The organism is Lentzea cavernae (genome assembly GCF_014653695.1).
GTDB lineage: Bacteria > Actinomycetota > Actinomycetes > Mycobacteriales > Pseudonocardiaceae > Lentzea > Lentzea cavernae.
Genome location: NZ_BNAR01000009.1, coordinates 89,311 through 103,056, shown reverse-complemented (window position 1 = coordinate 103,056; position 13,746 = coordinate 89,311). Strand labels below are relative to the sequence as shown.

The window sequence follows — 13,746 nt, the reverse complement described above, 5'->3', positions numbered from 1 at the left end:
TTACCTGTTCCCTTTCGGAGTCTTACTCAACAATTCGATGCGGCACGAACGCCGCGCCATCGTCGGTCACGAGACCGACTGTTTCCCGGATGCCGAGGCCCGCCGACGTGTCGCCGACGACCCAGGCACCCAACGCGGGGCGGTAGCCGTCGAACTCCGGAAGCGGATCGAACAGCTGGTAGACGAATCCCTCTTTGCCGTAGACGCCACCGGTCTGCGTCTCGTAGCCGGGAGCGACGATCTGGATGTTCGCCCCCTCGCGCCCGAGCAGCGGCTTGCGCACGTACTCGGTGAGCATGCCGGGGTCGTTGAGGTAGGCGGGGAGCAGGTTGGGGTGGCCCGGGTACATCTCCCACAGCACGGCGAGCAGCGCCTTGTTGGACAGCAGCATCTTCCACAGCGGCTCGAGCCACAGGGTGCCGGGCAGCGACTCGACGGCGTGGCGGCCGAACTCCTCCTCGACCACCCACTCCCACGGGTAGAGCTTGAAGACCGTGCCCATCGGGGCTTCTTCGAGGTCGACGAACCGGTTGAGCAGCGTGTCCCAGCCGATGTCCTCCATCGCGATGCCCACGGTGTTGAGCCCGGCCTCGGCGGCCGTCTCCTGCAGGCAGGCGGTGGTGAGGTGGTCCTCGCCGGACGGGTCGGCGCCCGACCAGCTGAAGTGCAGCTCACCGGACGGGAGCTTGGCACCGATCTCGGTCCACTGCTCGACGAGGCGCTCGTGCAGCGAGTTCCACTGGTCGTCGTCCGGGAAGACCTCGGTCTTCCAGTACCACTGGATGTAGGCGGCCTCGAGCAGCGACGTGGGGGTGTCCGCGTTGTACTCGAGCAGCTTCGCGGGACCCGAGCCGTCGTAGCGCAGGTCGAAGCGGCCGTACACGTGCGGGTCGCGGCGCCGCCACGACTCGGCGATGTGCGGCCACACCCACTCGGGGATGCCGAAGTCGCGGTAGCGCTCGGTGAGGACGACGTTGTCGACGGCGTCGAGGCACATGGAGTGGAGCAGCTCGACGTCGGCTTCGAGCGAGAGGATCTCGCTCATCTCGAACACGTAGTGCACCGACTCGTCCCAGTAGGGGCGGTCGGACCCGTTCGCGTACTTCGCGGGCAGGCCGAAGACCAACCCCTGGTCAGAGACCGTCCGCTGCCAGTTCGGCCGCGGGTGTGAGGCTTCACGACGCAACTGTGCTCAGCCTCCGCTGCTCTTCGAGCCGCTGCTGACGCCGAAGCCGCCGCGCTGGACCGACGTGCCCGACTTCGTCGAGACGTTCGCGCCCTTGGGGATCGTGTAGCTGCCGCCGACCGCCTTCTGCCCGACCGAGCCCGAGCCGCCGTAGTTGTAGCGGTACGAGCTGCTGCCGATGTAGATGAAGCCACCGCTCGAGTACCCGCCGTGACTGCGGTAGTAGCTGTCCGAGCAGTAGTCGTCGTCGACGATGACGTTGTTCTGGTCGGTGCACTGCGCCGTGACGTTCTTGGGGCTGGCGGCCGCGTACCAGATCGCGACCAGCGCGACCACGCCCACGGTGACGCCACCGCCGATGAGCAGGCGTTTGCGGGTCTTGCGCTTCTTCTCGAAGGCGGCGGACTCGGCGGCGAACCGCTCCTGCTGCGCCTTCTGCGCGGCGGCACGAGCGCGTTGCTCGGCGACCGACGCCTGGCGCGGCTTCGTCACGCCTGCCTGCTGCTGGCGCACCTGGCCCTTGGCAGGCCTCTGCCCGGGTTGGTTCGGACCCGCCTGCTGCTGCGCAGGCTGGTACGGCGGCAGCTGCTGAGGCTGGCCGGGCTGTTGCGGCTGGCCGGGCTGTCCCGACGGCGACCCAGGCTGGGGCGTCGGCTGGCCAGGTCCTGGCAGGTTGTTGTCAGTCATCACCACTCCCGCGGGCAAGGTACCTAGTGAGACTGTGAAAACACGGCCGATTCAGTGACGAGTGTCCTAAAAGCAACACTCGACCCCAACCCCGGCGCACAGCGGTCTCACACGGCACGGGCATCATGGATGAGATGTCTTCGAGCGCCGGTTGGTTGAGTCGATCTGGTCACATCCGCGACACGCGGCTTGTGATGGTCGGCGCATTCGTGGGCGCGTTCGGCCTGTTGATGTTGTCCGCGTTCACGTCCGTGCTGGCAGGAGGCCCTCTCACCACGAAGCGTGAGCAGGTGAACGCGGCCTACCAGGCCGCCGTCGGCGAGTGTCTCAACTGGGAGAAGACCGACCTGTCCGACGCGCAGAAGGTCGACTGCACCGCCGCGCACAAGTTCGAGGTCACCGGCACGGCGGACATCACCGGCGCGTACCCGAAGGAAGCGCCGTTCCCGAACGCCGAGGCCTGGGAGAAGATCGCGCAGGAGAACTGCGCCCAGGCCTCCACCACGTACATGGCGGGCAAGCTCGACCCGAAGGGCAAGTACGGCGTCAGCACCCTGAACCCGGACGAGACCCGCTGGTCGAGCGGATACCGGCAGCTCAGGTGCGGTCTGCAGGTCACAGCACCCTCCGGAGCCGCCCTGCCGTCGTTCGGCAGTGCGAAGACCGCGGACCAGTCGAACGTCTACGACCCCGGCGTCTGCGTCGCGCTCGCCGAGAACAACACCGTGGGTGACCCGATCGAGTGCGCCAAGCCGCACGCGTTCGAGATCATCGGCGTCGTGCAGCACCCCGAGGGCCCGTTCGTGGCGCTCGAGGCGCAGGACACGCTGATGTCCGAGAGGTGCGCCGTGATGGCCGCCGAGTACACCGGCGGCGCCGACCTGAAGGGCAAGAACCTGCTCTTCACGTGGGACACCCGCGCCGAGGAGAGCTGGGCCGTCGGCTCCCGCAAGGCCAACTGCAAGATCGGCGCCGTCCCCCAGGGCGAGAAGCTCGTGGCGTGGGAGGGCAGCGTCCGCAACCCCAACGGCGCACCCCTGACCACCGCGAACCCGCCGCAGACCACCTCGGTCAGGCCCCAGGACGAGCCCACCGGCGCCCCGCTGCACTCCTCGGAGTCGAACCAGCCCCCCTCGGGCGAGTCCGGCAAGCCCGAGGACTCCGGCAAGCCCGACAAGCCGTCGTCCACGGCGCCCTCCTCGAGCGCGGAGAACCGATGACCGTCGAGATGACCAGGGCACGCTTCGACGAACTGGTCGAGGAGGCCCTGGACCTGGTCCCGCCCGACTTCATGCACGCGATGAACAACGTCGTGGTGCTCGTCGAGGACCGCAACCCCGACGAGCCGTCCCTGCTCGGGCTCTACCAGGGCATCGCGCTGACCGAGCGCAACACCGACTACGGCGGCACCCTGCCCGACCACATCTTCATCTACCGCGAGGCGATCCTCGACGTCTGCCAGACCGAGGACGACGTGGTGGAGGAAGTGATCATCACCGTGGTGCACGAGATCGCGCACCACTTCGGGGTGGACGACGCGAAGCTGCACGAACTGGGCTGGGGTTAGGCGCTGTCCTGCAAGCTCGTTGGGCGACAGCGGCAGCCGAGGGCCCGCATCTCTCACCGAGTGAACTTGCAGGACAGCGGTCGAGGTGGTGTTCGACCCCAGCGCGGTGCGCGTTCACCACCTGGACGACGTCGAGGACTACCTGCGCCTCGTGACCCGCCACCCGCGAACGGTGGACGGAACGGCCCACGTCGACTGGGAGGCCGCGGCCGCCGAGCTGGACGCCGTCCACCTGACCGCGCGCGGTCTGCTGCGGATCGGGGGACTCGCGGTGGACACCGCGGCCGGGACCGCGTGCCTGACCGGCTGGAACGCCGAGTGCACCGCGTGGCTGCGGGACCGGAGCTAGGAGATCTCCACGCCGGCCCACGACCGGCACACCCAGCCGTCGCCCTCGGTCTCTAGCACCACGACCCCGGTGTTCGGCAGCAGGTTCTCCGCCAGCTCCACCGGCACGTTCGACGCCAGCGCCAGCGCGCCCATCCGCCCGGCGCCGCCGTGCGTCACGACCATGACGGTGCCCTCGGTCCGGATCGACGAGATCGCGGCCAGGAACCGGTCCAGCACCTGCTGCCCGTTCTCGCCGCCGCCGGGGAACGCCACGTCCAGCGCGCCCTCTGCCCACTGGATCACGGTCTCGAGGTAGGTCTTGTACGCCTCGGTGTCGTTGCGGCCCTCGAGGGACCCGACCTGGATCTCCTCGATGCCCTGCAGGACCTGCACGGGCAGGCCGAGGCGTTCGGCGGTGGGGGCGGCGGTCTGCTGGGCCCGCAGGCCGATGCTCGCGTAGACCGCGGAGATCTCCTCGCCCGCGAGGAGGTCGGCCAGTTCGCGGGCCTGCTTGTGGCCCAGTTCGGTGAGCGGGGGACCTGGCATGGCCGTGTCCAGCCTGCGTTCGGTGTTCGACGCCGTCTCACCGTGCCTGACCAGCAGCAACCTCACCCGCGCTCGCCCTTTCTGACAGCATCGACCCAGGAGGCGGCTGCGGCGAACTCGGCGTTGTGAGCCTCGACGGGCTCCTGGTCGGCCTTCGGGAAGGACCCGAGGAACCGGATCTCGCGCGAGTGTCGGTGCAGCGCGGCCAGCGCGTCACCGATCCTCGGCTCTGCGATGTGCCCCTCGACGTCGATGTAGAAGCGGTACGTCCCCAGTTTGCCCTTCTGCGGGCGGGATTCGAGGCCGGTGAGATTGATGCCACGCAACGCCAGCTCGGTGAGCAGCTCGGACAGCACGCCCACGCGGTCGGGGGTGGTCACGACGACGCTCGTGCGGTCTGCGCCGGTCGGCTCCGGCAGCTGACCCGGACGGCGCAGCAGGAGGAACCGCGTGCGCGCGTCGGGCACGTCCAGGACGTCCGTGGCGTACTCGTCGAGCTTGTAGTGGTGCACGGCCACGGGGGCGGTCACGGCCGCGTCGAACTCGCCGCGCTCGACCTCGGCGGCGGCCGCGGCGGTCGAGGAGGTGGCGATCGAGGTGACGCCCGGCAGCGAGGCGGCGATCCACTCGCGGACCTGCGCCAGCGCGTGCGGGTGCGAGGCGATGGTCTTGATCTCGGTGGTCCCGGGCCTGACCAGAACGCTGAACCGGACGTCCAGAACGGTCTCGGCCACCGCCACGACCGGCTCGTCGCGCACCAGGGCGTCGAGGGTCGCGGGCACCGCGCCTTCGACGGAGTTCTCGATCGGCACGCACGCGAAGTCGGACTCGCCGGAGCGCACCGAGGCGAACGCGAGCGGGATCGTCTCGACCGGGACGAGTTCGCCGTCGAACCGCATCGCTGCCTGCTCGGTGAAGGTGCCCTGTGGTCCGAAGTACGCAATGCGCGGCATCAGGTCAGCGTAGTGCGGCGGCCGGAGGCGGAAATCACGCCTGTGTCGGGCACCAAACCTGGGTTCCGCCGGGGCCGTTCGAACTGGAATGCTTGGGGCGTGCCCGCTCTAGCGCCAGAACTCGTGTTGTGCGCGGTCGACGAACCGATGGCGAACGCCTGGCTCGCCGTCGCCGACGGACGCACCGGGGTGCGGGTGCATCGCGGGTCCGTGCTGGACATCCACGCGCAGGCCATCGTCAGCCCGGCGAACTCGCAGGGCTGGATGCGCGGTGGCATCGACGCCGTCTACGCCACGGCGTTCCCCCAGGTCGAGAACAACGTCCGCAGCGCGGTCCTCGCGCTGCACGGCGGTGAGCTCCCCGTCGGCGAGGCGCAGATCGTGGCGACCGGCGAGACCGAGCCGGCGTGGCTCATCAGCGCCCCGACGATGCGCCGGCCCGGTGAACGCCTGCCGCTCGACACCGTCCACCCCTACCTGGCGGCCCGGGCCGTGCTGATGCTGTGGCTGGAGGGCCGCCTGGAGGACGGCACGCCGGTGCGTGACGCCGTCCGCACCATCGCGATGCCGGGGCTCGGCACCGGGGTGGGAGGCGTCACGCCGTCCACGTGCGCTCACCAGGTCGCCGCCGCGTGGGACGAGGCGTTCAACCCGCTGCACGTCTGAGACGCATGTGCACAACCTGTGGACAAGGCTGTGGACAGCTGTGGACTACTGGCGCGGTGCGACCCATCGTTCCAGGTCCACCTCATCTGTGATGGGGATGCCGAACTCCCCCACAGCCGGGATCTCCGGCTTGAGCTTGCGCGCCTCGCGGACCGCGTCCGGTCGCAGCGAGGTCAGTTTGAACCCGCGTCTCTGGAAGAAGCGGATCGCGTCGAGGTTGTCGTTGGTGGTCGTCAGGCGCACCCGGTTGCACCCGGTCGTGCGCGCCTGGCGGACCGCGGCGTCGACCAGCGCGGTGCCGACGCCGCGGCCTCGCCGGAGGGCGTCGATCGTGACGATCTCCAGCTGGTGGTTCGCCACCGCGTAGGTCAGCAGACCCAGCACGTGACCCTGCTTCTCCACGAGGAAGCCCGGCAGACTCGCCGGGAAGAACACCTCGCCGTGCGCGACGCCGGTGTGCGCTCCCCATAGCTCGAGAACCAGTCGGGCGACGACTATGCGATCTGCTTCCTCGACCGGTCGTACCGAGCCTTCTGCCATGACAAGAACTGTGCCAATTTGAGTCACACTCAGGAACAGCCATTCGACGTACGGTGGATTCGTGCCAGTGCGCGTTCTGTTGGTTGACGATCACGAAGTAGTGCGCAGGGGTCTGCGCGAGATGCTCGACGACGAGGCGGACATCTCGGTCATAGCGGAGGCCGGATCCGTCGACGAGGCGGTGACCAGAGCTGCGGCGATACCGCCGGACGTGGCCGTCGTGGACGTCCAGCTGCCCGACGGCAGCGGGGTCGACCTGTGCCGGTCGTTGCGCGACCTTGGCATTCGTTGCCTCGTGCTGACCGCATTCGACGACGAAGAAGCGCTCGTGGGCGCGATCATGGCCGGGGCCTCGGGCTACCTGCTCAAACAGGTGCGCGGCCAGGACGTCGTCACGGCCGTGCGCGAGGTCGCGGCCGGACGGTCGCTGCTGGACCCGGCCACCACGAGTCGCGTGCTCGAACGGATGCGCAATCCTGCCCCGGTCGGCCTCACCGACCAGGAACAGCGCGTGCTCGAACTCATCGGCGAGGGCCTGACGAACCGCCAAATCGGTGAACGGCTCTTCCTCGCGGAGAAGACCGTGAAGAACTACGTGACGTCCGTTCTGTCGAAACTCGGCATGGAACGGCGCACGCAAGCCGCCGCATGGGTGGCTAAACGGGGACGGACCAGGTGAGCGTCGTCCCGTTCGGCGAACTCACCACGCGGAAGTCACCGCCCGCGGACTTCGCCCGTTCGGCGAGGTGCCGCAGCCCGCGCTGAGTCACGCCGGACGGGATGCCACACCCGTTGTCCGCGACGCGCAGCAGCAGGTGCTTCTCATCGCGCCGTACGTCGATCTGCAGGTTCGTGGCGCCGGAGTGCCGCACGACGTTCGACAACGCCTCACGCAACGCCGCCCGTGCGTCGTCGGCGTGCCCGCGCGGCACGTTCGCCAGGTCGCCGGCCACGTGCAGGCGCGGTGCGAAGCCGAGCAGCTCGCCGGCGGTGCGGACCTCGGCCTTGATCGAGTCGAGCAGGTCGGTGGAGTCGGCGGGGTCGGTGTGGCGCAGCTTGCGGACGGTCGCGCGCACCTCGGCGATCGTCTCGTCGACCAGGTCGACGGCCTCGTTGATCCGGGCGCGCTGACCGGAGTCGAGCTTCTTGCCCAGGCGCCGTTCGAGCAGGCTGAGCTGCACGCCGGCGCCGTAGAGCCGCTGGATGATCACGTCGTGCAGGTCGCGGGCGATCCGTTCGCGCTCCTCGTAGACCGCGACGCGCTGCCGGGCGGTGAAGCCCTCGGACAGCACCACGGCAAGGCCCGCCTGGGCCGCGAACGCCGTCAGCACGTCCACCGTCTCCTGCGTGAACGGCGGCTTGTCCCGGCGGCGGTAGACCGCCAGAGCGCCGATCTTGCGGTCCGAGGTGCCGAACGGCGCCACCGCGAACGGCCCGTAGCTCCGCAGCGCCTGCGGCACGTACGGGGCCGTGCGCGGGTCGTTCGTGACGTCGTCGGCCATCACCGGGACTCCCGTGCGCGCGGCCTTGGCAGCGGCGCTGCGCGGGCTCAGCGTCGCCACGACCGGCTCGCCGGAGGACGCCTCGACGGTCAGCGTGCCGTCGTCGTCCTCCGTGGCGAGCATGGCGAGGCCGAGGTCGGCGTCCGCGATCTCCGCGGCCGCCTCCACCACGAGCCGCAGCACGTTCTCCGGGTCTTCCAGCGCCGCCGACGTGATCTCGGTGGACGCGACGAGCACGCGCCGCGCCAGAGAGGGGTCCATGGTCCTCAACGGTATGCGGGAGTGCCGAGGTCCAGCACCAGGTCCGCCCTCGCCGCCTCGTCCGGGCGGTGCGTGATGTGCAGGACCGTCCTGCCGTCCTGCCTGAGCCGCTCGAGGAGCCTGCGCGCGGTCGGCTCGTCGAGGTGCGCGGTGGGTTCGTCGAGCAGCACCACGTCGGCGTCGTGCAGCAACGCCCGCGCCAGCGCCAGCCGTTGCGCCTCGCCGCCCGACACCTGGTCGGGCCTGATCACCGTGTCGAGCCGATCGACCCACTCCGGCAGGCAGGCCTGGCGCAGGGCGTCGCGAAGGGCCTCGTCGTCGTGCTGTCCCGACATCCGCAGGTTCTCCCTCACGGTCGTGCTGACGAGCATCGGCTCCTGCGGGCACCAGGTGGCGCGCGGTAGTTCCACGATGCCCCGTTCCGGCTGCAGGAAACCCAGGAGCAGCGCGAACAGCGTCGACTTGCCACTGCCGGACGGTCCCACGATCGCGACGTGCGTGCCCGGCTCGATGTTCAGGTGGAGGTCGCGCAGCGCCGGTTCGGTCGCACCGGGCCAGCGGACGTCGACGTTCTCCAGCCGGATCCGCTTGCCCCTCGGCTGCTCGGGGCGTTCCGGCGCGTCGAACTGGAGCCTGGCCGACGCCTCGCGCAACGCCCTGCGCTGCTGGGCGGCCAGCGGGAGCGCCGCCAGCGGTTCGGCGAGGGCGAGCGGCACCAGGCCCAGCACCGGGTTGCCGGTCGTGGCGCAGACGAGTGCCGCCGCACCGGTCGCGAGCAGGACGATCGCCGTGGCCGCGCCCGTGCCGAACGCCTGCCTGCGGGTCTGGCCCGCGAGCTCGACGTCCTCGGCGTGCAGCCGGTCCAGCAGGCGGTGGTGGGCGTCGTGCGCGATGAGGTCCGGTGCGGCGGCGAGTGCGTTGATCGTGTCGCGGGCGACCTTCCGGCGACCTCTGGCGAGCTTCGTGCTGGCCCGGCGCTCGGTCCAGACGGCGACGGCCGGGGCCGCCAGACCTGCCGCGAGCAGCAGGCCGCCCAGGGTGAGCGCGGCGGCCGGGTCGATGAACGCGAACAGGATCGTGGTCGCGATGCCCGCCCCGATCGCCACGATCGGCGGGAGCAGCACGCGCGGGATCAGGTCGCGGACCGTGTCGGTGTCGTCGACCAGCCGTTGCAGCCCATCACGACGTTGAGACCGCACGAGCCTGAGCCACAGCTCCGCACGCAGGTTGGTGGCGAGGCGGAACGTCTCGTCGTGGGTGACCAACCGCTCGATGTAGCGGAGCACGCCCTTGCTCAACGCGAACGTCCGCACGCCCACGACCAGCACCGACAGCGTCAGGATCGGCGGCATCTCGGCGGCGCGGGCGATCAGGTGGGCCGCCAGCGCGGTCAGCGCGATGCCGGCCATCGCCGCGAGCACGCCCAGTGCGGCGCCCTTCCACGGGACCGGCAGGCGCTTCGGGCGTTCGGCCTGCGTCTCCTCGGTGACGACCCTGTCGAACGTCTCGTCCTCGGTCGTCTCCTTCTCGCGGTGCGAGGCGAGGACGACGGCCGCCGTGGCGCTGGCTTTCTTGATCGCTTTGTCGACTTTGCGACTTGTCACCGGGTCGAGGTGCGCGGTCGGTTCGTCGAGGAGCAGCACCGTTGCGCCGTGGCGAACCCTCAGCAGGGCGCGCGCGACTGCGACGCGTTGGCGTTCACCGGTCGAGAGGTCGGTGATCTGGCGGTCGAGCAGATGCAGAGCCACCACCTCGTCCGCGACCTGCTCGATGTCGTCGGCATCCGGAACCGTCAGCTCCAGTTCGGCGCGCGGGGTGGCCGCGGCGAACGCGGGCTTCTGCGGCACGTAGGCGATGTCGCCGGCCACGAACGCGGTGCCGTCCGTCGGCTCCAGGAAGCCGAGGAGCACCTGGAACGTCGTCGACTTGCCCTTGCCGCTCGCACCCTCGAGTCGATGAATCTCCCCTGGGCGGACGTCGAAGCTGATCCCGTCCGGCGCGAACCCTCCGCGCCTGAGCACGCGCAGGTCGTCGACGTGGACCGAACCGCCGGGCAGCCGCGGCCTCTGCGGACCGTCGTGCTCGACCACCTCGGCGACGCGCCGGACGGCTTCCAGCCCGTCCTCACTGGCGTGGTGGGCGGCGCCGGCCGCGCGCAACGGCAGGTAGCACTCGGGCGCCAGGATCAGCACGACCAGCGCGGTCATCAGCGTCATGTCGCCGTGCACGAGCCGGATGCCGACGCCGACGGCGATCAGCGCAACGCTCAACGAGGCCGCGATCTCCAGCACCAGCGCGGAGAGGAACGCGATCCGCAGCGTGCCCATCGTGGCCTTGCGGTGCTGCTCACCGATCTGCCGGACCGCACCGGCCTGCTTCTCGGCGCGGCCGAAGACGGTCAGCACCGGCAGGGCGCGCAGCAGCTCCATGAGCTGGGCCGACAGCAGTTCGGTGACGTCGGCGGCCTTCTTGACGCGCTTCTCGGTGTACCAGCCGATCAACGCGGCGAAGACCGGGATCAGCGGCACGGTGACCGCGATCAGCACCGCCGAGGGCCAGTCGGTGAAGAGGATCCACGCCCCGGCCAGCGGCGGCACGATCACGGCCGTGACCAGCGCGGGGAGGTAGCGGGTGAAGTAGGCGTCGAGCGCGTCGAGGCCCTTGGTGGCGAGCACCGACAGCTCGGCCGTGCCGCGGTCGGCGATGAACCCGGGGCCGCGTTCGAACGCCTTCGCGAGCAGCTGGGTCCGCAGCTCCTCCTTCGCACCGGCGGCGGCACGGGCGGCGGCGCTCTCGGTCGCCCACGACAGTCCCGCGCGGGCCAGGATCGCCACGGCCAGCAGCGGGAGGCCCTCGCGGGTCGTGATCACCGACGCCAGCGCGACGGCCTGGGCGACGAGCGCCAGTGAGTTGAGGAACGCCAGCGCGCCCACCCCGACGAGGGCGCGCCTGGCGTTCCTGGAGAGCTGGGGCAGAGCTCCCAGCGGGCCTCGCTTCATCAGTGCGCTGCCGGGATGTGCTTGACGCCGATGCGCTTGCGGAACACCCAGTAGGTCCAGCCCTGGTAGACGAGCACGGCGGGGGTGCCGAACCCGGCCACCCACGTGATCACCTGCAGCGTGTACGGGCTCGACGCGGTGTTGGCGACCGTGAGCGACCACGCGTCGTTGAGCGTCGACGGCAGGACGTTCGGGTAGAGCGAGCCGAACAGGATCGTGACGGTCGCCGCGATCGCGAGGCCCATCAACGCGAACGACTGACCGTCGCGGTCGGCGGCCAGCCGCCACATCGCCAGGCCGAGGATCGCCACGACCACGGCCGCCCAGAGCCCGGCGACGATCGCGAGCAGCGCCACGAGCGGCAGAAGTGCGACAGGCGCGAGGGTCAAAGCGACCCTGCGGGCCCGTTCGCGGATCTCGCCCTCGGTCTTCAACGCCGTGAACACGGCGCCGTGCACCAGCGCGTACCCCGCGAAGGCGAGCGCGCCGATGACCGTGTCGAGCCGGATCGCCGCGAAGGGCGAGCCGACGCGGTCACCGTTCGCGTCGATCGGCAGGCCCAGCACCGTCGTCGAGATCAGCAGGCCGACGCAGAGCGTGGCGATCCACGAGCCGGCGACGATGGTGAAGTCCCAGGCCTTGCGCCAGCGCGGGTTGTCGACCTTGCCGCGGTAGTCGAACGCGACCCCACGCCCGATCAACGCGATGAGGAACAACGTTAGTGGCAGGTACGCGGCGCTGAGCAGCGCCGCATACCAGCCGGGGAAGGCCGCGAACGTGGCACCGATCGCGACGATGAGCCACACCTCGTTGCCGTCCCAGACCGGCCCGATGGTGTTGATCATGACCCGGCGTTCGGTGTTGTCGCGGCCCAGGACGGGCAGCAGCATGCCGACGCCGAAGTCGAAACCTTCGAGGAACAGGTAGCCGAGCCACAGCACGGCGATGAGCACGAACCAGAGCGTTTCCACGTCGCCTCTCCCCTAGTACGCGAACGCCAGGGCGCCGTCGTCGGTCTTCTGGGGCAGCACGCCGGGTATCCCGCCCCGGACGTACTTGCGGATCAGGTAGAACTCCACGACCGCCAGCACCGTGTAGACCGTGGTGAGCGCGATGAGCGAGGTCAGGATCTCGCCGACCGTCGCCTGGCTGACCGCCTGCGCGGTGAACATCCAGACACCGTCCACTCCGGACGGGTTGGGCACGACCACGAACGGCTGCCTGCCCATCTCGGTGAAGATCCAGCCCGCGCTGTTGGCCAGGAACGGAGTCGCGATGCCGGCGAGGCCGAGGACCGGGAACCACCATCCGGTGGGCGTCCGGTTCTTCCGCGTCAGCCAGAGCATGAAGACCCCGAGGCCGGCCGAGATGGCACCGAACCCGATCATCAACCGGAAACCCCAGTACGTCACGGGAAGCGCGGGCACGTAGTCGATCGGCTTGCCGCTGAGCTCACCCAGCCGTTCGTCGACCGGGTAGAACTCCCCGTACTTCTCCTGGTACATGGGAACCAGGTCCTGAATGCCCTTGACCTCGCTGCTGAAGTCGTTGTGCGCCAAGAAGCTCAGCAGTGCGGGCACCGTGATGCTCTTGACGTTCTCGCAGTCGGGCCTGGTGACGTCGCCGACCGCGAAGACGCTGAAGCTGGCCGGTTGTTCGGTGTGGCACAACGCTTCCGCGGCGGCCATCTTCATCGGCTGCTGCTCGAACATGAGCTTGCCCTGCAGGTCACCGCTGATGCTCAGAGCCGCGAACGCGACCACGCCGACCCACGTGCCGAGCTTGAGCGAGCTGCGCCAGACCCGTTCCTCTTCCGACTTGCGGTAGAGGTGCCAGGCGGCGATGCCCACGAGAAACGCGGCCGAGACCGCGAACGCGCCCGCGATGGTGTGCGGGAAGGCGGCGAGCACCGTGTTGTTGGTCAGCACGGCCCAGATCGAGGTGAGCCGCGGGCGGCCCTCGTGCATCTCGATGCCGACCGGGTGCTGCATCCACGAGTTGGCGGCGAGGATGAAGTACGCGCTGGCCATCGTGGCGAGGCTGAACGCCCAGGCGCACGCGAGGTGCACCTTCTTCGGCAGCTTGTCCCAGCCGAAGATCCACAGCCCGAGGAACGTCGACTCGACGAAGAAGGCGACGATCCCCTCCATCGCGAGCGGAGCGCCGAACACGTCCCCGACGAACCTCGAGTAGGCGCTCCAGGCCATGCCGAACTGGAACTCCTGCACGATGCCCGTCACGACGCCCATGGCGAAGTTGATCAGGAGGAGCTTCCCCCAGAACTTCGTCATCTTGTAGTAGCGCTCGTTGCCCGTGCGCACCCACGCGGTCTGCATCCCCGCCACGAGCAGGGAAAGGCCGATCGTCAGCGGCACCATCAGAAAGTGGTAGACGGTGGTGATGCCGAACTGCCACCGCGCGAGTTCGAGTACTTCCACGTCTCCGAGCGTAGGTCCCGATCATGGCCACTATCAGGTACGACGGTCCCGTCCCGGCTCGGGACCAAGGT

At 69.6% G+C, this 13,746-nt stretch carries 14 protein-coding genes; 5 read left to right on the top strand and 9 right to left on the bottom strand.

Translation table 11 applies throughout. The features are described 5' to 3' along the window. Window positions 1-22: 22 nt before the first annotated feature. Window positions 23-1,186 (bottom strand): glutathionylspermidine synthase family protein, encoded by a 1,164-nt coding sequence (locus IE307_RS27610; protein ID WP_191302292.1) that lies wholly within the window; start codon window positions 1,184-1,186, stop codon window positions 23-25. 6 nt (window positions 1,187-1,192) lie between these two features. After that, a complete protein-coding gene (locus IE307_RS27605) occupies window positions 1,193-1,873 on the bottom strand; it encodes a hypothetical protein (RefSeq protein ID WP_308436406.1) in 681 nt (226 codons plus the stop codon). A 194-nt stretch (window positions 1,874-2,067) separates the two neighbouring features. On the opposite strand from IE307_RS27605, the gene IE307_RS27600 reads away from it, so the two are divergent. The 3 genes from IE307_RS27600 to IE307_RS27590 all read left to right on the top strand — a co-directional run bounded on the left by IE307_RS27600 (window position 2,068) and on the right by IE307_RS27590 (window position 3,789). Beyond that, the gene (locus IE307_RS27600; RefSeq protein ID WP_191302291.1) at window positions 2,068-3,093 is read left to right on the top strand and encodes a septum formation family protein; all 1,026 of its coding nucleotides are present in this window, start codon (window positions 2,068-2,070) and stop codon (window positions 3,091-3,093) included. Continuing rightward, window positions 3,090-3,440, top strand: coding sequence for a metallopeptidase family protein (locus IE307_RS27595; RefSeq protein ID WP_191302290.1), 351 nt, complete (start codon window positions 3,090-3,092; stop codon window positions 3,438-3,440). The genes IE307_RS27600 and IE307_RS27595 overlap by 4 nt, the downstream gene beginning before the upstream one ends. Window positions 3,441-3,528: 88 nt before the next feature. Further along, on the top strand, window positions 3,529-3,789 hold the full coding sequence (locus IE307_RS27590; RefSeq protein ID WP_191302289.1) for a hypothetical protein: 261 nt from the start codon (window positions 3,529-3,531) through the stop codon (window positions 3,787-3,789). Here the strand turns inward: IE307_RS27590 and IE307_RS27585 are convergent. Together IE307_RS27585 and pheA are read right to left on the bottom strand one after the other, a co-directional pair. Beyond that, window positions 3,786-4,382, bottom strand: coding sequence for a histidine phosphatase family protein (locus IE307_RS27585; protein ID WP_191302288.1), 597 nt, complete (start codon window positions 4,380-4,382; stop codon window positions 3,786-3,788). The two genes, IE307_RS27590 and IE307_RS27585, sit on opposite strands and share 4 nt — an antisense overlap. Then, the gene (pheA, locus tag IE307_RS27580; protein ID WP_191302287.1) at window positions 4,379-5,269 is read right to left on the bottom strand and encodes a prephenate dehydratase; all 891 of its coding nucleotides are present in this window, start codon (window positions 5,267-5,269) and stop codon (window positions 4,379-4,381) included. Before pheA ends, IE307_RS27585 begins: the two co-directional genes overlap by 4 nt. A 33-nt stretch (window positions 5,270-5,302) precedes the next feature. Between pheA and IE307_RS27575 the strand changes: the two genes are divergently transcribed. Beyond that, a complete protein-coding gene (locus tag IE307_RS27575) occupies window positions 5,303-5,935 on the top strand; it encodes a macro domain-containing protein (protein WP_373306044.1) in 633 nt (210 codons plus the stop codon). 45 nt (window positions 5,936-5,980) lie between these two features. Here the strand turns inward: IE307_RS27575 and IE307_RS27570 are convergent, their stop codons facing one another. After that, window positions 5,981-6,475, bottom strand: coding sequence for a GNAT family N-acetyltransferase (locus IE307_RS27570; protein WP_191302286.1), 495 nt, complete (start codon window positions 6,473-6,475; stop codon window positions 5,981-5,983). Between the two features lie 61 nt (window positions 6,476-6,536). On the opposite strand from IE307_RS27570, the gene IE307_RS27565 reads away from it, so the two are divergent. After that, the gene (locus tag IE307_RS27565) at window positions 6,537-7,154 is read left to right on the top strand and encodes a response regulator (RefSeq protein WP_191302285.1); all 618 of its coding nucleotides are present in this window, start codon (window positions 6,537-6,539) and stop codon (window positions 7,152-7,154) included. Here the strand turns inward: IE307_RS27565 and IE307_RS27560 are convergent. Genes IE307_RS27560 through IE307_RS27545 form a run of 4 tightly spaced genes read right to left on the bottom strand, consistent with a single transcriptional unit; the run spans window position 7,132 to window position 13,675 of the window. Beyond that, on the bottom strand, window positions 7,132-8,238 hold the full coding sequence (locus tag IE307_RS27560) for a GAF domain-containing sensor histidine kinase (RefSeq protein ID WP_191302284.1): 1,107 nt from the start codon (window positions 8,236-8,238) through the stop codon (window positions 7,132-7,134). The genes IE307_RS27565 and IE307_RS27560 overlap by 23 nt on opposite strands. 5 nt (window positions 8,239-8,243) lie before the next feature. Then, window positions 8,244-11,237 (bottom strand): thiol reductant ABC exporter subunit CydD, encoded by a 2,994-nt coding sequence (gene cydD, locus IE307_RS47490; RefSeq protein WP_191302283.1) that lies wholly within the window; start codon window positions 11,235-11,237, stop codon window positions 8,244-8,246. Further along, complete coding sequence (gene cydB / locus IE307_RS27550; RefSeq protein WP_191302282.1) at window positions 11,237-12,208, bottom strand: cytochrome d ubiquinol oxidase subunit II; 972 nt, start codon at window positions 12,206-12,208, stop codon at window positions 11,237-11,239. Before cydB ends, cydD begins: the two co-directional genes overlap by 1 nt. 12 nt (window positions 12,209-12,220) lie before the next feature. Then, window positions 12,221-13,675, bottom strand: coding sequence for a cytochrome ubiquinol oxidase subunit I (locus IE307_RS27545; protein ID WP_191302281.1), 1,455 nt, complete (start codon window positions 13,673-13,675; stop codon window positions 12,221-12,223). Between the last annotated feature and the right edge of the window lie 71 nt (window positions 13,676-13,746).

Bases quoted from the DNA above. Each gene is read 5' to 3' on its own strand.
- IE307_RS27605 (WP_308436406.1), bottom strand. From the start codon at position 1,873: ATGACTGACAACAACCTGCCAGGACCTGGCCAGCCGACGCCCCAGCCT.
- IE307_RS27600 (WP_191302291.1), top strand. From the start codon at position 2,068: ATGGTCGGCGCATTCGTGGGCGCGTTCGGCCTGTTGATGTTGTCCGCG.
- IE307_RS27595 (WP_191302290.1), top strand. From the start codon at position 3,090: ATGACCGTCGAGATGACCAGGGCACGCTTCGACGAACTGGTCGAGGAG.
- pheA (WP_191302287.1), bottom strand. From the start codon at position 5,269: ATGCCGCGCATTGCGTACTTCGGACCACAGGGCACCTTCACCGAGCAG.
- IE307_RS27570 (WP_191302286.1), bottom strand. From the start codon at position 6,475: ATGGCAGAAGGCTCGGTACGACCGGTCGAGGAAGCAGATCGCATAGTC.
- IE307_RS27560 (WP_191302284.1), bottom strand. From the start codon at position 8,238: ATGGACCCCTCTCTGGCGCGGCGCGTGCTCGTCGCGTCCACCGAGATC.
- cydD (WP_191302283.1), bottom strand. From the start codon at position 11,237: ATGAAGCGAGGCCCGCTGGGAGCTCTGCCCCAGCTCTCCAGGAACGCC.